At 74.8% G+C, this 20,429-nt stretch carries 19 protein-coding genes, 1 tRNA gene and 1 pseudogene; 16 read left to right on the forward strand and 5 right to left on the reverse strand.

Going from position 1 to position 20,429, the window contains the following annotated elements; translation table 11 throughout:
• The first annotated feature begins 7 nt into the window (after window positions 1-7).
• From WCD74_RS06625 to WCD74_RS06655, 7 genes are all read left to right on the forward strand, one after another.
• Window positions 8-619: an FtsB family cell division protein gene (locus WCD74_RS06625; protein ID WP_337694039.1), complete on the forward strand. Its 612-nt coding sequence runs from the start codon at window positions 8-10 to the stop codon at window positions 617-619.
• Window positions 619-1,116, forward strand: coding sequence for a DUF501 domain-containing protein (locus WCD74_RS06630; RefSeq protein WP_337694040.1), 498 nt, complete (start codon window positions 619-621; stop codon window positions 1,114-1,116). The genes WCD74_RS06625 and WCD74_RS06630 overlap by 1 nt, the downstream gene beginning before the upstream one ends.
• Window positions 1,117-1,471: 355 nt before the next feature.
• Window positions 1,472-2,443 (forward strand): Ppx/GppA phosphatase family protein, encoded by a 972-nt coding sequence (locus WCD74_RS06635; RefSeq protein WP_337694041.1) that lies wholly within the window; start codon window positions 1,472-1,474, stop codon window positions 2,441-2,443.
• On the forward strand, window positions 2,440-3,150 hold the full coding sequence (locus WCD74_RS06640; RefSeq protein WP_337694042.1) for a uracil-DNA glycosylase: 711 nt from the start codon (window positions 2,440-2,442) through the stop codon (window positions 3,148-3,150). Before WCD74_RS06635 ends, WCD74_RS06640 begins: the two co-directional genes overlap by 4 nt.
• A gap of 12 nt (window positions 3,151-3,162) precedes the next feature.
• Window positions 3,163-3,236: transfer RNA gene (locus tag WCD74_RS06645), tRNA-Leu, on the forward strand.
• 271 nt (window positions 3,237-3,507) lie between these two features.
• Entirely contained in the window at window positions 3,508-4,365 is an 858-nt protein-coding gene (locus tag WCD74_RS06650) for a PIG-L deacetylase family protein (RefSeq protein WP_337694043.1), read from the forward strand.
• A 94-nt stretch (window positions 4,366-4,459) separates the two neighbouring features.
• Window positions 4,460-6,775: a SpoIIE family protein phosphatase gene (locus WCD74_RS06655; protein ID WP_337694044.1), complete on the forward strand. Its 2,316-nt coding sequence runs from the start codon at window positions 4,460-4,462 to the stop codon at window positions 6,773-6,775.
• 67 nt (window positions 6,776-6,842) lie between these two features.
• Here the strand turns inward: WCD74_RS06655 and WCD74_RS06660 are convergent, their stop codons facing one another.
• Window positions 6,843-7,082, reverse strand: coding sequence for an antitoxin (locus WCD74_RS06660; RefSeq protein WP_337694045.1), 240 nt, complete (start codon window positions 7,080-7,082; stop codon window positions 6,843-6,845).
• A 263-nt stretch (window positions 7,083-7,345) separates the two neighbouring features.
• Between WCD74_RS06660 and WCD74_RS06665 the strand changes: the two genes are divergently transcribed.
• Window positions 7,346-8,149 (forward strand): Bax inhibitor-1/YccA family protein, encoded by an 804-nt coding sequence (locus tag WCD74_RS06665; protein WP_337694046.1) that lies wholly within the window; start codon window positions 7,346-7,348, stop codon window positions 8,147-8,149.
• 228 nt (window positions 8,150-8,377) lie between these two features.
• On the opposite strand, the gene WCD74_RS06670 is transcribed toward WCD74_RS06665, so the two are convergent.
• Complete coding sequence (locus WCD74_RS06670) at window positions 8,378-9,616, reverse strand: acetyl-CoA C-acetyltransferase (protein ID WP_337694047.1); 1,239 nt, start codon at window positions 9,614-9,616, stop codon at window positions 8,378-8,380.
• Window positions 9,617-9,708: 92 nt separating this feature from the next.
• Here WCD74_RS06670 and WCD74_RS06675 point away from each other — a divergent pair, with 92 nt between their 5' ends.
• Window positions 9,709-11,085, forward strand: a complete 1,377-nt coding sequence (locus WCD74_RS06675; protein WP_337694048.1) for a cystathionine beta-synthase — start codon at window positions 9,709-9,711, stop codon at window positions 11,083-11,085.
• Between the two features lie 16 nt (window positions 11,086-11,101).
• On the forward strand, window positions 11,102-12,244 hold the full coding sequence (locus WCD74_RS06680; RefSeq protein WP_337694049.1) for a cystathionine gamma-synthase: 1,143 nt from the start codon (window positions 11,102-11,104) through the stop codon (window positions 12,242-12,244).
• On the opposite strand, the gene WCD74_RS06685 is transcribed toward WCD74_RS06680, so the two are convergent.
• Window positions 12,241-12,483, reverse strand: a complete 243-nt coding sequence (locus tag WCD74_RS06685) for a hypothetical protein (protein WP_337694050.1) — start codon at window positions 12,481-12,483, stop codon at window positions 12,241-12,243. The two genes, WCD74_RS06680 and WCD74_RS06685, sit on opposite strands and share 4 nt — an antisense overlap.
• Before the next feature lie 218 nt (window positions 12,484-12,701).
• Between WCD74_RS06685 and WCD74_RS06690 the strand changes: the two are divergent.
• Window positions 12,702-13,930 (forward strand): annotated as a pseudogene (locus WCD74_RS06690) (threonine ammonia-lyase).
• Between the two features lie 7 nt (window positions 13,931-13,937).
• Here the strand turns inward: WCD74_RS06690 and greA are convergent.
• Window positions 13,938-14,432 (reverse strand): transcription elongation factor GreA, encoded by a 495-nt coding sequence (gene greA, locus WCD74_RS06695; RefSeq protein WP_230734079.1) that lies wholly within the window; start codon window positions 14,430-14,432, stop codon window positions 13,938-13,940.
• Between the two features lie 299 nt (window positions 14,433-14,731).
• Between greA and mca the strand changes: the two genes are divergently transcribed.
• The 4 genes from mca (at window position 14,732) to abmR (ending at window position 18,753) form a co-directional block, all read left to right on the forward strand.
• Window positions 14,732-15,643, forward strand: coding sequence for a mycothiol conjugate amidase Mca (gene mca / locus WCD74_RS06700; protein ID WP_337694265.1), 912 nt, complete (start codon window positions 14,732-14,734; stop codon window positions 15,641-15,643).
• Window positions 15,640-15,951 (forward strand): hypothetical protein, encoded by a 312-nt coding sequence (locus tag WCD74_RS06705; protein WP_337694051.1) that lies wholly within the window; start codon window positions 15,640-15,642, stop codon window positions 15,949-15,951. The genes mca and WCD74_RS06705 overlap by 4 nt, the downstream gene beginning before the upstream one ends.
• A 46-nt stretch (window positions 15,952-15,997) precedes the next feature.
• On the forward strand, window positions 15,998-18,007 hold the full coding sequence (locus tag WCD74_RS06710) for a thioredoxin domain-containing protein (RefSeq protein WP_337694052.1): 2,010 nt from the start codon (window positions 15,998-16,000) through the stop codon (window positions 18,005-18,007).
• Window positions 18,008-18,099: 92 nt separating this feature from the next.
• Window positions 18,100-18,753 (forward strand): ATP-binding transcription factor AbmR, encoded by a 654-nt coding sequence (abmR, locus tag WCD74_RS06715; RefSeq protein WP_337694266.1) that lies wholly within the window; start codon window positions 18,100-18,102, stop codon window positions 18,751-18,753.
• On the opposite strand, the gene trhA is transcribed toward abmR, so the two are convergent.
• Window positions 18,744-19,421: a PAQR family membrane homeostasis protein TrhA gene (gene trhA, locus WCD74_RS06720; protein ID WP_337694053.1), complete on the reverse strand. Its 678-nt coding sequence runs from the start codon at window positions 19,419-19,421 to the stop codon at window positions 18,744-18,746. The two genes, abmR and trhA, sit on opposite strands and share 10 nt — an antisense overlap.
• 104 nt (window positions 19,422-19,525) lie before the next feature.
• Here trhA and WCD74_RS06725 point away from each other — a divergent pair, with 104 nt between their 5' ends.
• Entirely contained in the window at window positions 19,526-20,305 is a 780-nt protein-coding gene (locus WCD74_RS06725) for an isoprenyl transferase (RefSeq protein WP_337694055.1), read from the forward strand.
• Window positions 20,306-20,429 lie beyond the last annotated feature (124 nt).

The following is a 20,429-nucleotide window of genomic DNA, read 5'->3' on the forward strand; positions in this document are numbered from 1 at the left end:
GCAGCGCATGGCCGCCCCCGCACCCGAGGAGTCGTCGACGGGTTCCGTCCCGACGACGACGGGTGCGGGTGCGTCCCGTGCGCGGGGCCGGCAGCGGGCCCGGCAGGGACCGCGCCGGGACCCGCAGCGGGCGGCCCTGCGCCGCCACCCGCTGTCCGGACGCCGCGCGGGCACCCCGGCCGCCGCGCAGGCCGCCGCCCGGGCCGTCCACGCGACCCGGGGCGCACTCGGCCTGTCGACGGCACGGCGGGCGGCGCTGCTCGCCGTCGTCGTGTGTGCGCTCGCGCTGACGGTGGCCGTGCCGCTGCGCAACTACGTCTCGCAGCGCCACGAGATCGCCGCGGTGGCCGTGCAGCAGGAACGCCTCGACGCCGAGGCCGCGCAGCTGCGGGCCGAGCGCGCGGCCATGGACGACCCCGCCCACGTCGAGGCCCTCGCCCGCGCCCGGCTGGGGTACGCGCGGCCGGGGGAGACGCCCTACCGGGTCGAGCTGCCCGGCGACGCGGACCGCGCGCCGGCGGAGTCCGACGCCGCGCTGGCCCCGTCCGAGGCCGAGCTGCCCTGGTACACCCGCGTCGCCCGCGGCACGCTGGGGACGGGAGCGGGCGTCCCGGAGTGATGGAACCCGTGCAGGAGGGCGACCGCGAGGCGATCGCCGCCCAGATCGGCCGGGCGCCACGCGGCCTGCGCGCGATCGCGCACCGCTGTCCGTGCGGCCTCCCGTCGACGGTGCAGACCGCGCCGCGCCTGGAGAACGGCACCCCGTTCCCGACGCTGTACTACGCGACCTGTCCCCGCCTGACGTCGCGGATCGGCACGCTCGAGGCCGACGGGGTGATGCGCGAGCAGACCGAGCGCCTCGGGACCGACCCCGGCTTCGCGGCCGCCTACCGGGCCGCCCACGAGGCCTATCTGGCGGAGCGGGACGCGATCGAACCGCTGGGCACCGACGTCAGCGCCGGCGGCATGCCGGACCGGGTGAAGTGCCTGCACGTGCACGTCGCGCACACGCTGGCCCACGGTCCGGGCGTCAACCCGGTCGGCGACGAGACCCTCGCGATGCTGCCGGAGTGGTGGGCGTCGGGGCGGTGCGTGGAGATCCCGGAGTCACCGTGACCGGTCCGTGGTTTCCGACACCTCGGTCGGACACCGCGGGCCGCACTCAGGGTCGCGGCGGCGCACGACACGGGTGATCCCGCGACACGGCCCGGTGTCGGAACCGGTTCCGGATTGCTCCGACCCTGCTCCAGGGGCCACGATGGGCACATCGCCGCACGACGGCGACCCGGTTCCCCGGTGGTGCGGACGGCCCACCGGCCCGCGAGGTTCTCCGCCGGACCTCGTGGCGCGAAGGACCGGCTACCGGGCGGCGACACCCGCCGTCCGCCGCCCGGTAGCCGGTCCCACGCCCCGCCCGTACCGGGCCCGGCCGGTAACCTCCCGCGCGAGTCCACCGCCGGAGGGAGCGCCCATGCCGCGCGTCGCGGCCATCGACTGCGGGACCAACTCGATCCGCCTGCTCGTCGCCGACGTCACCGTCCGCGAGGACGGGTCGCAGTGGCTGACCGACGTCCACCGGGAGATGCGGGTCAACCGCCTCGGGCAGGGCGTCGACGCCACGCGCCGGATCGCCCCGGAGTCGCTCGCGCGCACGAAGGAGGCGCTGCTCGCCTACGGCGAGATGCTGCGCCGCACGTCCACCCCCACCGTGCGGCTGTGCGCCACCTCCGCCACGCGCGACGCGGAGAACCGCGACGAGTTCTTCTCGATGGTGCGCGACCTCCTGGGGGTCGAGGCCGAGGTGATCACGGGGGAGGAGGAGGCCCGGCTGTCGTTCTCCGGCGCCGTCGCCGACCTCGATCCCGACGAGGGCCCGGCCGTGGTCGCGGACGTCGGCGGCGGGTCGACCGAACTGGTCGCGGGCACGTGGGACGCGGTCGCGGCCGAGGTGGCGGCCGCGTACTCGGCGAACGTCGGGTGCGTGCGGCTGACCGAGAAGCACCTGCACGACGACCCGCCGTCGGCCGCGCAGGTCGCCGAGGCCGAGGCCTTCGCGCGCGAGACGCTCGCGCCGGCGTTCGAGGCGGTGGCGGTCTCCGACGCGCAGACGTGGGTGGCGGTGGCCGGCACCGCGACGACGATCGCCGCGGTCGCGATGGGGCTGCGCACGTACGCGCCGGAGAAGATCCACCTGGCCCGGCTCGGGCTGGACGAGGTGCGCGACACCTGTCTGCGCCTGGAGGCCATGCCGCGCTCCGAGCGGGCCGCGCTCGGGCCGATGCACCCGGGGCGGGTCGACGTCATCGGCGGCGGCTCGCTGGTGGTGCGGGTGCTCGCCGAGGAGCTGGCCGAGCGGGCCGGCATCACCGAGCTGGTGGTCTCCGAGCACGACATCCTCGACGGGATCGCGCGGGAGTGCGCCCGGGCGAGCCGGGCAGGGTGAGCACGGCGGGCGCGCTCCTCGACCTCGACGCGGAGATCAGCGACTGCCGGGCCTGCCCGCGCCTGGTGGCGTGGCGGGAGCAGGTCGCCCGCGAGAAACGTGCGGCGTTCCGCGACCAGACCTACTGGGGTCGGCCGGTCCCCGGGTTCGGGCCCGCCGACGCCCGCCTGGCGGTGGTCGGGCTCGCCCCGGCCGCGCACGGCGCGAACCGCACCGGCCGGATGTTCACCGGCGACCGTTCCGGCGACGTGCTCTACGCCGCGCTGCACGCGGTCGGGCTCGCGTCCCAGCCGACCGCGGTGTGGCCCGGGGACGGGCTGGAGCTCGCGGGGGTGCGCATCGTCGCGCCGGTCCGCTGCGCGCCCCCGGCGAACAAGCCGACCCCGGCCGAGCGCGACACCTGTCGGCCGTTCCTCGAGCGCGAGCTGGCCCTGCTGACCGGGGTGCGGGCGGTCGTCGTCCTCGGGGCGTTCGGGTGGCAGGCGCTGCTGCCCGTGCTCGACGCCGGGTGGGTCGTCCCCCGGCCCCGGCCGCGGTTCGGCCACGGGGTGGCGGTGACGCTTCGGCCCCGGGACGCGAGGAGGCCGCTGGAGCTGTTCGGCTGCTACCACGTCAGCCAGCAGAACACCTTCACCGGCCGCCTCACCCCGGCCATGCTCGAGGAGGTCCTGGCCGGTGCCGCCCGCGCGGCCGGCCTCGCGCAGTAGGGTCGCCGCACAGCCCCTGTGGCCCAATCGGCAGAGGCAGGCGACTTAAAATCGCTGCGGTGTGGGTTCGAGTCCCACCGGGGGCACGAGCAGGGTCCGGGGTCTTCGGTCGTTCATCCGTCGATGACCCCGTGTCGGACGAGTCGACATCCTCCCGTCACCGCGTGGTCGCTCCCCGGTGAGATCGCCGTCGGCCCGACCTCACCCGGCCGCGCCATCCTGGACGGAGGACGGGGGAGGAACCGATGCGCGCCGTGACCGCTCGCATCCCGGGCCGGACCGCTCGGCGTTGCGCCGGGCTGCTGCTCCGAACGGGCGAGATCCTTGCGTCAGACTTCGGGCGGGGAGGTGAGCGACGTGGCTGACTCCGACACGGATTCCGACGCTGCGACGGCGGGCGCCGGTCGCGTGCGCGCCCCGTGGTCGGCGCTCGAGGCGCTCCGGCCGCTCACCCTGCGGTCCTGCCGCCGCATCGTCGTCGTCGCACCGCACCCACGCGACGAGATCCGCGCCGCGGGCGGGCTCCTGCGGCGCCTCGGGTCGCGGCACGCCGAGGTCGACGTGCTGAGCCTCACCGAACGCCCGACGCGGACGTGCACCCCGGCCCCCGTCGGCGAGCCGGCCCCCGACCCCGCCCCGGCGTTCACCCTGGCCGACCTCATGGCCGGGGCCCTGGACGACGTGGGCGGCGCAGGCGGCGCGAGTGGGGACGACCCCGACGACTCCGACACCGACCCGGACGAGGCGGCCGCGGAGGCCGCGTACCGGGCTCTCGGGCTCTCGGTGGTGCGCCGGCACCGCCTCGGGCTGCCGGACGGCGGGGTCGCCGAGGCCGAGTCCGACGTGGTGGCCGCGATCAGCGAGATCGTCGGGTTCTCCGACGACCCCGGCGGGCTCTGCGTGCTCGCGCCCTGGTCGGGCGACGGCGACGACGACCACGAGGCCGCCGGGCGGGCTGCCGAGGTGGTCACCGCGGCGTACCGGGTCCGCCTCGTGCGCTGGCTGGACCGGGCCTGGACGTGGGCCGGCCCGGACTCGGCGGAGGTGCCCTGGCGCCGTGCCCGGCAGGTCCTGCTGACCGACACCGTGATCGCCCGCAAGCACGCGGCGAGCGCCGCGTTCCTCTCCGCGCTCGGCGCCGGACGGGACGCCGCGCACGACGCCGAGCTGCCCGACGGGTGGGCTCCGGGCCCGCGCGAGGTCTTCCTCGTCTGATGCCGTCCGCCCCGGCGACCGGTCCTCGCCGATCCGGGAGGGTGGACCCGGCCGTGTCGGGCCGGAACACCCACGGGTGGCTAGGCTGCCCGGGGTGACGGGCAGGTCGAACGGCGACGGCTACTCCGAGGACGGAGCAGTGGCCTCGCCGCGCCCTGCGGGGGCCGGGACGACGGGAGGGGTCGGCATCGAGGACATCGAGACCGGGATGAACCCGTCCCGGCGGCCGGACGGGAGCGGCGACGGCGTCGCCGACCCGGGGATGGCCGACGAGGCCGCGCGCGTCCGGGACAGCCTCGCCGTCGACGCCGGCGGGGACCTGCCGCAGGTCCTGCACACGGCGCCCGCGGCGGTCGCGCTCATCGACCTCGACGCCGGCACGGTCACCTACGCGAACGGCTCGGCCCAGGACCTCACCGGCGGCAAGGCCAGCCTGCCGTTGGACATCGACGCCTGGAGCGAGGCCGCGGGCCTGACCGACCTGTCCGGTCGCCCGATGCGCGACACCGCGTCCCCGCTCTCCCGGGTGGCCCAGGGCATCCCGGTCTCGGGAGAGCCGGTCGCGGTCGCCGACGCGGCCCGCCGCGGCTCGGAGGCCACGCCCGAGGAGCGCGAGGAGGCCGAGGGCCGCCTGCTCTGGGTGACCGGGTTCCCGCTCTCCGAGGCCGAGGACGACGAGCGGCGTCGCCTCGCCCTCGTGGTCTTCCTGCAGCTCTCCGGGGCCGGCGCCCAGCGCCACCTCGAGATGATGCGCGACCGCGCCGTCGTCGCCACCGAGCTGTCGTTCACGATCTCCGACCCCGACCGCGCGCAGAACCCGCTGGTGTGGGTCAACCCGGCGTTCACCCGGCTCACGGGGTACGACCTCGACGAGGTCCTCGGGCGAAACTGCCGCTTCCTGCAGGGCCCCAACACCGACCCGACGTCGATCTCGCGGATCCGCAGCGCGCTCGCCGACGAGCGGCCGATCACCGAGGTGCTGCTGAACTACCGCCGCGACGGCACCGCCTTCTGGAACCAGGTGTCGATCTCGCCGGTGTTCGACGGCGGCGGCCGGGTGGTCAACTTCGTCGGTGTGCAGGCCGACGTCACCGAGCGGGTGATGGTCGAGAACGAGCGCCGCGCCGCGCTCGCCGCCGCGGAGGAGACCCGCGAGCAGCTGCGCCTGCTCACCGACTCCACGGCGGCCATGACCGCGTCGCTGGACTCCGGGGGAGCCGCCCGGGCCCTCGCCCGCATCGTCGTGCCCGCGCTCGCGGACTACTGCTGCGTCGACCTGCTCGAGGAGGTCGGCGTCCCGTCGTCGGCGCACCGGGTGGCGGTCAACCACCGCGACGACGCGAAGACCGACATCGTCGGCGCCCTCGGCCGGTGGATCACGCCCACCGAGGACGGCGACGACCCGGTCGACCGCGTGCTCGCCGGCGGGGCACCCTCGCTGCTGCCGGAGCTGCCGGTCCGCCCGGACGGGCTGCGTGCCGACGGCGACCTGCTCGCCCGCTACGAGCAGCTGCGGCCGCGCTCGGCGATCGTCGTGCCGCTGCGCGCCCGGGGACAGGTCCTCGGGGCCCTGACGCTGGGGACCGAGCTGCCGTACGGGCGGCGCTACTCCCAGCGCGACCTGTACCTGGCCAGCGACCTCGCCGCCCGCGCCGGTCTCGCCGTCGACAACGCGCGGCTCTACGCGCGCGAGCACGGCGCCGCGGAGACCCTGCAGCGCAGCCTGCTGCCCGCGGTGCCGGAGGTCCCGGGCCTGACGGTGGCCTCGCGCTACCTGGCGGCGACCGACGGCGCGCAGGTCGGCGGCGACTGGTACGACCTGCTGCCGCTGCCCGACGGCGCCGTGGGCATCGCGGTGGGCGACGTGGTCGGCCACGACCTGCGGGCGGCGGCCGCCATGGGCGAGCTGCGCGGTGTGCTGCGCTCGTACGCCTGGGAGGGCCTCGGCCCGGACGCCGTCATCGACCGCTGCAACGACCTCGTGCAGGGCATGCACATGGCCGCGATGGCGACGGCGGTGTTCGGCCGCCTGGAGCAGCCGTCGTCGGGGGAGGGCTGGGTCCTCGGCTACTGCAACGCCGGGCACCCGCCGCCGCTGCTGCGGCGGGGCGACGGGTCGGTCGAACTGCTGACCGGGAACCTCTCGCCGCTGATCGGCGCGACGCGGGCGGCGGAGCGGGACTGCACCGAGGTGCACCTGCACGCCGGCGACCTGCTGGTCCTGCACACCGACGGGCTCATCGAGGGCCCGGGCATGGACTCCGACGAGCGGACCGACCTGCTGGCCCGGACGCTGGCCGAGGCGCCGGACGTGGACGACGTCGGCGCGCTGTGCGACCGCGTGCTCGAGGTGCTGGGCGCGGACGGGCTGCGCGACGACGCGGTGCTGCTCGCGGTGCGCCTGGGCTAGGGACGACCCCACGCACGACGACGGCCGACGCCCCGGGTGGGGGCGCCGGCCGTCGGTGTCGGTGGGCCTACTGCTGCGGCGGGGGCGGCGGCTGCCCGCCCTCCGGCGGCGGGGGCGGGGCCTGCTCGCCCTGTGGCCCGTGCAGGTAGTCCTTGGCCTTCTGCGAGGCCTGGTCGATCTGCTGGTCGTGACCGGCGAACTTGCCCTTGACGGCGTCGGAACCCTTGTCGACGTAGCCGTCGGCCTTGTCGGGGTTCTGCCCGGCCCATTCCTTGGCCTTGTTCACCATGTCGCCGAGGCCTGCCACGACGAACCTCCCGGTGCTCTCGGGTGTGCGGTCACCGGCAGAGTGACCCGCGTCGCGAGGTTCCATGCCTGCGCGGGCCGATCGGGGTGTCCGGATTCCCCCGTATGCTGGACACCGTCACGCAGCGCGCCGCCCGGTCTGTCCGGATCGCCGAGTTCAGTGCAAAGATTCGTTTACCCGCGCGGGAACCCGGGGCCCGGGTCGCGCGTTGATGAGGACGAGAGCGGTCGAGTGACCGCCTCGACGCACGTGGAGGAGGACGAGTGCGCACCAGCAGCAACCCGGCGTTCAAGAACCTGCCGACGTCACCCGGTGGGTACGCGCGGTTCGGTGACGCGCCGGCGGGCCTGGGCGGTGGCTTCGGGGGAGGTCCCGCGGGGCAGCCCCCGGTCACGGGAGCCTCGGACCGGCCGCTGACCGTCGACGACGTCGTCCAGAAGACCGCGCTGAACGCGGTCATCACCATCGCGGTGGGCATCGGCGCCGCGATGCTGCTCAGCCCGATCCTCGGGATCGCGGGCTTCGTGGTGGGTCTGGTCGTCGCCCTGATCATCATCTTCAAGCAGAGCGCCAACCCGGCGCTCGTCCTGACCTACTCGGTCTCCCAGGGTCTGGCCCTGGGCACGATCACCGGGTTCCTCGAGACGTCGAGCAGCAGCTACGCCGGCATCGGCTTCCAGGCCATCGTCGGCGTGGTGGGCGTCTTCATCGGGATGCTGGTGGTCTACAAGACCGGGGCCATCCGGGTCACGCCCCGCCTGACCAAGATGGTCATCGGCGCCGCCATCGGCGTCGTCGTGCTCATGCTGGTCAACCTCGTGGTGTCGTTCTTCACCACCGGTGGCATCGGCCTGCGCGACGGCGGTCCGCTCGCGATCATCTTCTCGCTCGTCTGCATCGCGGTCGGCGCGTTCATGCTGCTGCTCGACTTCGACCAGGCCGACCAGGCCGTCAAGGCCGGGGTCCCGGCGAAGTTCGCCTGGTACCTCGCGTTCGGCTTCATGACGACGCTGGTCTGGCTCTACATCGAGATCCTCCGGCTGCTGAGCTACTTCCGCGGCGAGTAGTCGCGGCGCGCACGACGGGCCGTCCCGGATCGTCCGGGGCGGCCCTTCGTCGTGCGTGGGGGCGGCACCACCTCGTGGCAGCAATGGACCGTTCCTGACGTCAGGTGTGCGAACGGCGCCACTCGCGCGACGGCGGGACCTCGGCCGCGATGCGCGAGTGGCGCCGTTCTGACGTCAGGTGTCAGCGATGGGCCATTGCTGACACCGGAGGGGAGCAGGCACCCGGCGTCAGGACAGCCGCTCGAGGACCATCGCCATGCCCTGGCCCCCGCCGACGCACATCGTCTCGAGCCCGATCGTGGCGTCCTTCGTGCGCAGGCCGTTGAGCAGGGTGGTCGCGATGCGGGCGCCGGTCATGCCGAACGGGTGCCCGACCGCGATCGACCCGCCGTGGACGTTGAGCTTCGCCTCCATCGCGGAGTCCGAGAGCCCGATGCCGTGGGCGGAGGGGATGACCTGCGCGGCGAAGGCCTCGTTGATCTCGACGAGGTCGACGTCGTCGATCGTGAGCCCCGCGCGGCCGAGCGCCTGCTGCGACGCCCCGATCGGGCCGAGGCCCATGATCTCGGGCGACAGCCCCGTGACGCCGGTGGAGACCACCCGGGCGAGCGGGGTGATGCCGAGGTCGGCGGCGCGGGTCGACGACATCACCACGAGCGCGGCGGCGCCGTCGTTGAGCGGGCACGCGTTGCCGGCGGTGATGCGTCCGTCGGGGCGGAAGACCGGCTTGAGGTCCGCGACCGCCTCGTAGGTGGTGCCGGCGCGCGGGGAGTCGTCCGCGGCGACGACGGACCCGTCGGGCAGCGTCACCGGGGTGATCTCGCGGGCCCAGAACCCGTCGGCGTTCGACTGCTCGGCGAGGTTCTGCGAGCGCACCGCGAACCGGTCCATCGCCTCGCGGGAGACGCCCTCGGCCAGCGCGACGTTCTCCGCGGTCTGGCCCATCGCGATGTAGGCGTCGGGCAGCAGGCCGTCGGCGCGCGGGTCGTGCCACCCGGAGGCACCCTCGGCGGCCGCCTGCGCGGTCCGGGCCTGCGCCTCGTCGAACAGCGGGTTCTGCGTGTTCGGCAGGCCGTCCGAGGAGCCCTTCTCGAAGCGCGAGACGGCCTCCACCCCGGCCGCGACGAAGACGTCGCCCTCCCCGGCGCGGATCGCGTGCGCGGCCATGCGCACGGTCTGCAGCGACGACGAGCAGTAGCGGGTGATGGTCGTGCCCGGGACGGTGTCCAGGCCCAGCTGCACCGCCACGATGCGGCCCATGTTGTAGCCCTGCTCGCCCCCGGGCAGGCCGCACCCGAGCATCAGATCCTCGACCTCGCCCGGCGGCAGCGACGGTACCGCGTCCAGGGCGGCGCGCACCATCTGCGCGGCGAGGTCGTCGGGGCGCATGCCGGCGAGCGTGCCCTTGCGGGCGCGGCCGATGGGGGAACGGACGGCGGACACGATCACGGCGTCGGGAGTGGCCATGAGCTGCACCCTAGGCACGGTGTCGCACCCCGGTCGGCGGTGATTCCCCGTACAGCCACGTCCGGGTCGCCCGTGTTCGGCAGGATGGGGCCATGCAGTACGCCGAGCACATCGCCGACCTCGTCGGCCACACCCCGCTGGTGAAGCTCAACAAGGTCGTGCCGACGGGGCCGGACGCGCCGCTGGTGCTCGCGAAGGTCGAGTACTTCAACCCCGGCGGCAGCGTCAAGGACCGCATCGCGGAGAAGATGATCGACGCGGCGGAGGCCTCGGGCGAGCTGAAGCCGGGCGGCACGATCGTCGAGCCGACGTCGGGCAACACCGGCATCGGGCTCGCGATCGTCGCCCAGCAGCGCGGCTACCACTGCATCTTCGTCTGCCCGGACAAGGTCTCGCCCGCCAAGCGCGACGCCCTGCGCGCGTACGGCGCGGAGGTCGTGGTCTGCCCCGCGGCCGTGGAGCCCGACCACCCCGAGTCGTACTACTCGGTGTCCGACCGGCTGGCCCGGGAGACCGAGGGCGGGTGGAAGCCCAACCAGTACGCGAACCCGGCCAACCCGGCGTCGCACCTGGCGTCGACCGGCCCGGAGATCTGGGAGCAGACCGAGGGACGGATCACGCACTTCGTCGCGGGCGTCGGCACCGGCGGCACGATCTCCGGGACCGGGCGGTACCTCAAGGAGGCCTCGGACGGACGGGTGCAGATCGTCGGCGCCGACCCGCTCGGCTCGGTGTACTCCGGCGGCGACGGCCGGCCCTACCTCGTCGAGGGGGTCGGCGAGGACTTCTGGCCGGCCACATACGACCGCGGGGTCCCGGACCGCATCATCGCCGTCTCGGACGCGGACTCCTTCCACATGACCCGGCGCCTCGGCCGGGAGGAGGCGCTCCTCGTGGGCGGCTCGTGCGGGATGGCGACGGTCGCCGCGGCGCGCCTGGCGGAGGAGCTCGGGCCCGACGACGTCGTCGTCGTCCTCCTGCCCGACGGCGGGCGCGGGTACCTGAGCACGGTCTTCAACGACCAGTGGATGCAGTCCTACGGCTTCCTGGGCGCGGACACGACGGAGTACACCGTCGGCGACGTGCTGCGGGGCAAGGACGGGTCCATCCCGGACCTGGTGCACGGGCACCCGAACGAGACGGTCTCGGACATCGTCTCGATCATGCGCGAGTTCAGCGTGTCCCAGATGCCGATCGTGCAGGCCGAGCCGCCGGTGATGATGGCCGAGGTGCGCGGGGCGGTGACCGAACGGGACCTGCTGGACAAGCTGTTCACCGGGAAGGCCCAGCTCACCGACAAGGTCTCCGACCACCTGGCGCCGGCGCTCCCGACCGTCGGCATCTCCGAGGCGCTGTCGAACGCGATGGACAAGCTGCAGGGCGGCGACGGCCTGCTGGTCATCTCGGACGGGCGCCCGGCGGGCATCGTCAGCCGGGCGGACGTGCTCGCGTTCCTCGCGGGCCGGTAGAGGACACTCGGGAACCGTGACTGGTTTCGCCACCCGCGCCATCCACGCCGGCCAGGAGCCGGACCCGACGACCGGCTCGGTCGTCGTCCCGGTGCACGCCACGTCGACGTTCGCGCAGGACGGGGTCGGCGGGCTGCGCTCGGGCTACGAGTACGCCCGCACCGGCAACCCGACGCGCACGGCGCTGGAGACCCAGCTGGCCGCGCTCGAGGATGGCCGCTTCTGCCGCGCGTTCGCCTCCGGGATGGCGGCCGAGGATACCCTCTTCCGGGCCGCGCTGCGTCCGGGCGACCACGTGATCATCCCGATCGACGCCTACGGCGGGACGTTCCGGCTGGTGTCGACCGTCCTCGTCGACTGGGGCGTCCGGTTCAGCGCGGTGGATCTCTCCGACGTCGACGCGGTGCGGGCGGCGATCCTGCCCGAGACCCGGATGCTGTGGTGCGAGACGCCCACCAACCCGCTGCTGTCCATCGCCGACATCCCGGCGCTGGCCTCCGTCGCGGACGGCGCCGGCATCCGCCTCGTCGTCGACAACACCTTCGCCTCGCCCTACCTGCAGCAGCCGCTGGCCCTGGGCGCGCACGTGGTGGTGCACTCCACGACCAAGTACCTGGGCGGGCACTCCGACGTGGTCGGGGGTGCGGTGATCACCTCCGACGAGGAGCTCGCGGCCGACCTCGCGCGGCTGCAGAACGGCATGGGGGCGGTGCCCTCGCCGTTCGACTGCTTCCTGACGACGCGCGGCATCAAGACCCTCGCCGTCCGCATGGACCGGCACTGCGACAACGCCGAGCGGGTCGTCGAGGCCCTCGGCGCGCACGAGGCGGTCTCCGAGGTGCTCTACGCGGGCCTGCCCACGCACGCGAACCACGAGGTGGCGGCGAAGCAGATGCGCCGCTTCGGCGGCATGGTGTCGATCCGGATGGCGGGCGGCGAGGAGGCGGCGCGGAAGCTCTGCGCTGCGACCACGGTGTTCACCCTCGCGGAGTCGCTGGGCGGCGTGGAGTCGCTGATCGAGCACCCGGGCGCGATGACGCACGCGTCGACGGCCGGGTCCCCGCTCGAGGTCCCGGCGGACCTGGTGCGGCTCTCGGTGGGCATCGAGGAGGCCGACGACCTCGTCGAGGACCTCCTGACGGCCCTGGGCACGCTCTAGCCGCGGCGGGCGTCCGCCTCGTCCTCCGCGGTGCCGTGGGGGACGGGGTGGCCGGGCGTCACCAGCGCGGGCACCCCGCAGCCGCCGACGAACACGGGGCCGTGCAGGGTGGGGACGAGCCGACCGGGATCATCACAGCCGGCGCCCTCGACGGTGAGCACGGCCGCGCCGGTGAGGGCCGCGGCGACGACGAGGGGCGCGATCAGCCCCAGCCGGGCGGCGCGACGTCGCGTCTCCATCGGGCGCCCTCCCCCTGAATCTCACGCTGTCACCACAGGCTACCCACGACGTCCGTCGGCGGGACGGCGTCGGTTCGGCCGGGTCCGCCGGCGTCGACGACCGCGCGGCGACCGGCCGTCCGGGCGGCCCGGACACGGATCGAGTGCCCGCCGACCGCGGGGCCGAACCGGTCGGCGACGTCACCTCTCCGCCGGGAACTCGCGCGGGGTGGGGCACCATGCACGGCGTGCCGACCCTCGTGACCCGTGCGGACGTGGAGGCGGCCCGCGCCGACCAGCACGGGGTGGTGCGCCGGACCCCGGTCGAGCCGTCGCGGGTGCTGGCCGGTCCCGTCGGGGGACCCGTGCACCTCAAGTGCGAGAACCTCCAGCGCACCGGCAGCTTCAAGCTGCGCGGCGCCTACCGCCGCATCCAGCGCCTCTCCGACGCCGAGCGCGCCCGCGGCGTGGTCGCGGCCAGCGCCGGCAACCACGCGCAGGGTGTCGCCCTCGCCGCGGGCCTGCTGGGCACGGAGGCGACGGTGTTCATGCCCGCCGGTGCGCCGCTGCCGAAGCTCGCGGCCACCCGTGGCTACGGGGCCCGCGTCGAGCTCGTCGACACCTTCGAGGCCACCCCCTCGAGGCGACCGCGTTCGCGGAGCGCACCGGGGCGGTGCTCATCCACCCCTTCGACCATCCCGACATCATCGCCGGCCAGGGCACCGTCGGGCTGGAGATCGCCGAGCAGGTCCCGGACGCGCGGACCGTCGTGGTCTGCACCGGCGGGGGCGGGCTGGTCGCCGGGATCGCGGCCGCCCTGCACGGCTCCGGGGTCCGCGTGGTCGGGGCCCAGGCCGAGGGCCTGGCCGCGTGGCCGCCGTCGCTGAGCGCGGGCGCGCCCACCACCGTCACCGGGTCGACGATCGCCGACGGCATCGCGGTGCCCCGGCCGGGCGAGGTGACCTTCGAGCAGGTCCGGGCGCAGGTCGACGAGGTGGTGACGGTGAGCGAGGAGGCCCTGGCGCGGGCGGTGCTGCAGTGCCTCGAGCGCAGCAAGCTGCTCGTCGAACCGGCCGGGGCCGCCGCCGTCGCGGCGCTCTCGGAGTACCCGGGCCGGTTCGAGCCACCGGTGGTCGCCGTGGTCTCCGGCGGCAACGTCGACCCGTTGATGCTCACCGAGATCGTCCGCCGCGGCATGGTCGCGGCCGGGCGCTACGCAGGGCTGCGGGTGCGCATCCCCGACCGGCCCGGCTACCTCGCGGACCTGCTGGCGCTCGTCGGCCGGCTCGGCGGCAACGTCGTCGACGTCGAGCACCGCCGCATCGACGCGTCCGCCGACCTCGGACCGCTGGTCCTGGGAACGGTCGAGGTCGCGCTGACGCTCGAGGCGCGCGGCGACGACCACCGCGCGACGATCCTCGCGGCCCTCCGCGACGGGGGCTGGGTGGTCGCGGAGGGGGCGGCGTGAGGAGTCGTCAGGGGGAGTAGGGCTCCGCCGAGACCAGCGTGACCTCCATGGACCCGCCGTCGGGGAGGTCGTAGCTCACCGTGTCGCCGGCCTTGGCGCCGATCAGCGCGGAACCCAGCGGGGAGTTCGGCGAGTAGACCTCGAGGTCGCCGTGCGAGCCCTCCTCGCGGGAGCCCAGCAGGAAGGTCTCGGTGTCGTCGTCGCCCTCGAAGCGGACGGTGAGCACGGTGCCCGGGACGGCGGTCCCCGACTCGGTGGGCGTCTCGCCCACCTTCGCGGTGTGCAGCAGCTCCTGGAGGTGGCGGATGCGCGCCTCCATGACGCCCTGCTCCTCGCGGGCGGCGTGGTAGCCGCCGTTCTCCTTGAGGTCGCCCTCCTCGCGGGCGGCGTTGATCTTCTGGGCGATCGCGGGACGCTGCCCCACCAGGTCGTCGAGCTCGGCCTTGAGGCGGTCGTGGGCGTCCTGGGTCAGCCAGGTCACCTGGGTCTGCGTCTCGGTCACGGCGATCAACTCCTCGGAGGTCCGGTCCCGCGGGCACGGGGCGGCGGCCTGCAGGCGCGGCGGCCGGGCGGGTGCCCGGACGAGGACGCCCACAGACGGAAAAACACGACCCGCGGCATGCGGGCCGTGTCGGTGGACACTAACACGGTCGGGGCCGCGCGGGTCCGGTACGAACTTCTCCGCCGGGAGGTTCCCGGATCTCCGGAGAAAGTCACACGGCCTTCGCCACCTGCGGTGATCCCGCATCGCGGGGCCGTTCGGCCCAGCCTGCGGGCAGGCTGTCGGGGGGTGAGGGGATGATGGTCGGTGTGGGAGAGCAGCTGCGTCTGATGACGGTCCACGCGCACCCGGACGACGAGTCGAGCAAGGGCGCGGCGACGTGTGCGCGCTACGTCGCCGAGGGCGTCGAGGTCATGGTCGTGACGTGCACCGGGGGTGAGGCCGGCAGCATCCTGAACCCGGCGATGGACCGCCCCGAGGTGGTCGCCGACATGGTGGGGGTGCGCCGGGCGGAGATGGCCCGGGCGGCCGAGATCCTCGGGGTGGAGCACCGCTGGCTCGGCTTCGTCGACTCGGGGCTGCCCGAGGGCGACCCGAAGCCGCCGCTGCCGGAGGGCTGCTTCGCCCTCGAGCCGCTGGAGGTGCCCACCGAGGCGCTCGTGCGGGTGATGCGCGAGTTCCGGCCGCACGTCGTGGTGACCTACGACGAGAACGGCGGTTACCCGCACCCCGACCACATCCGCTGCCACGAGGTCTCGATCGCGGCGTGGGAGGCGTGCGGCGACCCGGACCGGTTCCCCGAGGCCGGCGAGCCGTGGCAGCCGCTGAAGCTGTACTACTCGCACGGGTTCTCCCGGGCCCGCGTCGTGGCCTTCCACGAGGCGCTGCTGGCGGCCGGTCAGGAGTCGCCGTACGCGGAGTGGCTGGAGAACTGGGACACCTCGTCGCGCCCCGACCCGGGGACGCGGGTGACCACGCGGGTGCGGTGCGCGGAGTACTTCCCGGTGCGCGACCGGGCGCTGCTCGCGCACGCCACGCAGATCGACCCGAACGGGCGCTGGTTCCAGACGCCGATGGAGCTCCAGCAGCGCGTGTGGCCCACCGAGGACTACGAGCTCGCCCGCTCGCTCGTGGGCGACCCGGCGCAGACCGAGTCCTCCGAGGACGGCGACCTGTTCGCCGGCGTGCGCGAGCGGGTGCTGACGCCGTGACCGCGCTGCTCCCCGCCTCGGTGGTGGTGTTCCTCGCGCAGGCGCCGCCGCCCGCCCCGGGGGCCGACCGCGGCGAGGAATTCGGCAAGACCTCGCCGATCGCGCTGGTGGTCATCCTGCTGCTCGGCATCGCGACCGCGCTGCTGATCCGGTCGATGACCAAGCGGCTGCGCAACGTGCCGGAGTCGTTCGACCCACCGGCCCCCGAGGAGACCGACGGGCGGACGCCGACCGACACGACGGATCCGCCCCCGGCGCCGACGGTCGACACCCCGTCACCTCGAGGACGCAGCAGCCCGGAGGGCTGACGCCTCCGGCGGAACCGCCCGGTGACGCCGTGCGACCATCGCGGGCATGGCCAACCGGCTCGCCGACTCGACCAGCCCCTACCTGCGCCAGCACGCCGACAACCCCATCGACTGGCGCCCGTGGGAGCCGGCGGCGTTCGCCGAGGCCCGCGAGCGCGACGTGCCGGTGCTGCTCTCGGTGGGCTACTCGGCCTGCCACTGGTGCCACGTCATGGCACACGAGTCGTTCTCCGACCCGCAGGTCGCGGCGTTCGTCAACGACCGCTTCGTGGCGATCAAGGTCGACCGGGAGGAACGCCCCGACGTCGACGCGGTCTACATGGAGGCCACCCAGGCGATGACCGGCCAGGGCGGCTGGCCGATGACGTGCTTCCTCACCCCGACCGGGGAGCCCTTCCACTGCGGCACCTACTACCCCGCCGAGCCGCGGGGCGGCATGCCGTCGTTCACCCAGCTCCTCGCGGCCGTGGTCCGGGCGTGGGAGACCGACGGCGACACGGTGCGGGATGCCGCCTCCGGCATCGCCGCGCGGCTCGCCGGGGTGGCCCGCTCGCTGCCCGCGGCGCAGGTCGACGCAGAGGTCCTCGCGGGGGCGGTGGCGTCGCTGGAGGCGGAGTTCGACGCGGGCGCGGGCGGCTTCGGCGGGGCGCCCAAGTTCCCGCCGTCCAGCGTCTGCGAGTTCCTGCTGCGCCACCACGAGCGCACCCGCAGCGCCGCGGCGTGGCGCATGGTCACCCGCACCCACGAGCGAATGGCCCGGGGCGGCCTGTTCGACCAGCTGGCGGGTGGCTTCGCGCGGTACTCGGTCGACGCCGGCTGGGTGGTGCCGCACTTCGAGAAGATGCTCTACGACAACGCGCTGCTGCTGCGCAGCTACGCCCACGAGGCGCGGACGGTCGGTGGGCTCGCGCGGCACGTCACGGAGCTGACCGCCGCGTTCCTGCTGCGCGACCTCCGCCTTCCCGACGGCGGGTTCGCCGCGGCCCTCGACGCGGACGCCGCGGGCGAGGAGGGCTCGACCTACGTGTGGTCGCCCGCCGAGCTCGAGGACGTCCTGGGCCCGGAGGACGGCCGGTGGGCGGCGAAGCTGCTCGCGGTCACCCCGGAGGGCACCTTCGAGCACGGCCGCTCGACGCTGCAGATGCCGGCGGACCCGGACGACGTCGCCCGGTGGTCGTCCGTGCGCCGGGCGCTGCTGGCCGCCCGGGCGCAGCGGCCGCAGCCGGCCCGGGACGACAAGGTGGTGGCGGCCTGGAACGGGCTCGCGATCACCGCCCTCGTCGAGGCCGCGGGGGCCCTCGGCCGGCCGGACCTGCTGGCCGCCGCCCGCCGGGCCGGCGGGATGCTGCTCGCGGTGCACCTGGTCGACGGGCGGCTGCGCCGGACCTCGCGTGACGGGGTCGTCGGGGACGCGCCGGGGGTCCTGGAGGACCACGCGGCGCTCGCGGAGGGGCTGCTCGCCCTGCACCAGGCCACCGGCGAGGCACGCTGGCTCGACGAGGCCTGCCGCCTGCTGGACCTGGCGCTGGAGCACTTCGCCGACGCCGACCCCGGGCTGTTCTGGGACACCGCGGACGACGCGGAGGCCCTGGTCACGCGCCCGCGCGAGATCACCGACGGGGCCACGCCGTGCGGGTTGTCGGTGCTGACCTCGGCCCTGCTCACCGCCTCCGTCCTCGTCGGTCCCGAGCCCTCGGCGCGCTACCGGGAGGCCGCGGACGCGGCGCTGACCACCGCGGGGACGCTGCTGGCCCGCCACGCGCGCTTCGCCGGGGGCTGGGCGAGCGCGGCGGAGGCGGCCCTGGCGGGCCCGCTGCAGGTGGCGGTGGTGGGCGCGAGCCCGGAGGAGCGGGAGCCCCTCGTCGCGGTCGCCCGCCGCCGGGCGCCCGGGGGGACGGTCGTCGTGGCCGGGGAGCCCTCCGCGCCCGGCGTGCCGCTGCTCGCGGACCGTCCGCTGGTCGACGGGGCCGCGGCGGCCTACGTGTGCCGGGGCTTCGTCTGCGACCGACCGGCCACGACGCCGGACGAGCTGGCCGGGGCGCTGCACACGGGCTGAGGCGGGTGCGTCCGCTCACCGCGAACCGCCTCGACCGCGGCACTTGCGTAATGCTGTAATCAGCGCATCGCACGATGAAGGAGCCGATGATGATGGTGGGACGAGCACACCGGGGACGACCGGGCGGCGGCGGACGCGTGGGCCGGGGCGGACGCCCCGCGAACGACCTCCCGGGGACCGACGACCTCGAGGCCTGGCTGGCCGGGCGGCTGCCCGACGGCTGGTTCGTCGACGCACCCGAGATCACGGTCGACCGCGAGGAGATCCTGATCGTCGGCCGGCTGACCGCGCCCGAGGTGGAGGGCGACGCCGCGGCGCGGGCCGCCGGCGCGGTCGGTCGCATCAGCCGGTTCCGGGAGGAGACCCGCGAGGACCGGATGGAGATCGCGCGCCAGGCCGAGCACCGCTACGGGCGCAAGGTCGCGTGGGGCGCGCGCATCACCGACGACGACGGCGGGGTCGAGGAGCTGTTCACGACGCTGTCGGTGCCGGTGATGACCCGCCTGCGCCAGCCCGAGCGGCGGGTGCTGGACACGCTGGTCGACGCCGGGGTCGCGCGCTCGCGCTCGGAGGCCCTGGCCTGGGCGGTCGCCCTGGTCGGGGAGCACACCGAGCCGTGGCTCGCGGAGCTGCGCGAGGCGATGAGCACCGTCGACGAGCTACGGACGCGCGGGCCGCGCCTGGATCCGCCGTCGGAGGGCGACGAGGACCCCGACCGGACCGGCGAGCCAGGGGATCAGGCGTAGAGGATCAGCCAGATCGCGATGTGATGGCAGATCGCGGCGACCACCGTCGCCGCGTGGAAGAACTCGTGGTAACCGAAGGTGCGCGGCCAGCCGGTCGGTCGCCGGAAGGCGAAGCCCAGCGCCCCGAGGGTGTAGAAGGCCCCGCCGACCACGAGCAGCACGAACGCCGCCACACCCCCGCGGTGGAGCAGGTCGGGCAGGACGAACACCGCGACCCAGCCCAGGGCGAGGTAGATCGGGACGCCGACCCACCGCGGGGTGTGCGGGCGCGCGAGCTTCAGTGCGGCACCCGCGAGCGCCCCGACCCACACGATCGCCAGGACGACGAGCCCGGTGACCTCGGGCAGGGCGAGCACCGCGAACGGCGTGTACGTCCCCGCGATGAACACGAAGATCATCGCGTGGTCGAGCCGCTTCATCGTGGTCCGCGCACGCGGCGAGGACCACGACCGGCGGTGGTACAGCGCGCTGACGCCGAAGACGCCCAGCACCGTCGCGGAGTAGACCGCGACCGCGGCGGCGGCCTCGCCGGACACGGTGGACCCGGCCAGGGCGATGAGGGTGGCGCCGGCGGCGATGCCGACGGCGAAGGACCACAGGTGCAGCCAGCCCCGCAGACGCGGCTTGACGGGCGTCTCGGGCGGCGGCGCGATCTCGGCGACGCTCACGCGGGTGAGCGTAGGGCAGGGACCTGAGAAACCGACGAACTCTCGCCGTCCGGCGGGTGACGAGGGGGTCGGGGCCCGGGTGTGGCGGCGTAACCTGGCCGCCCGTGAGCGTCCGGGACAACATCCGCGAGGTGGCCGTCTCGCTCTACGAGCGGCGGCTGCGTCGCAAGGTCGCCGCGGCCCACCCGCCCCGGCACGTCGGGGTGATCCTCGACGGCAACCGCCGGTGGGCCAAGGAGGTCGGCCTCACCGACCCGAGCGACGGGCACCGGGTCGGCGCGCGCAAGATCGTCGACATGCTCGACTGGGCCGACGAGGCCGGCGTCGAGGTGGTCACGCTCTTCCTGCTCTCGACCGACAACGTCGGCCGCCCGCCGGAGGAGCTCGAGGCCCTGCTCGAGATCATCGCGACGGCGGTCGAGGGGCTCGCCGCGCCCGACCGGGACTGGCGGCTGCGCATCGTCGGCGCCCCGGACCTCGTGCCGGCGGCGACCGCCACCCGCCTCGCCACCGCCGCGGAGTCCACCGCGGGACGGACCGGGATGCAGGTCAACGCCGCGGTCGGCTACGGGGGCCGGCAGGAGATCGCCGACGCGGTGCGCAAGCTCCTGCTGCGCCACGCGGAGGCGGGGACCTCGATCGAGGAGCTCGCGGAGGTCCTCGACGTCGACCACATCGCCGAGCACCTCTACACGACCGGCCAGCCGGATCCGGACCTGGTGATCCGGACCTCGGGGGAACAGCGGCTGTCGGGATTCCTGATGTGGCAGTCGGTCTATTCGGAGTTCTATTTCACCGAGGCGTTCTGGCCGCAGTTCCGGCGCATCGACTTCCTGCGGGCGCTGCGGGACTACTCGGACCGCAATCGCCGTTTCGGCGGCTGACCGCAGCACGACGCACCGGCGCGTCCGTGCCATCCCCCGATGGGCACGGACGCGCCGGTGCGAGCGCACGTGGAACGCACGACGGCGGGTGCCGGTCCGCTCCCAGGACCTCGGCACCCGCCGT

It is taken from the genome of Actinomycetospora aurantiaca (assembly GCF_037401875.1).
GTDB lineage: Bacteria > Actinomycetota > Actinomycetes > Mycobacteriales > Pseudonocardiaceae > Actinomycetospora > Actinomycetospora aurantiaca.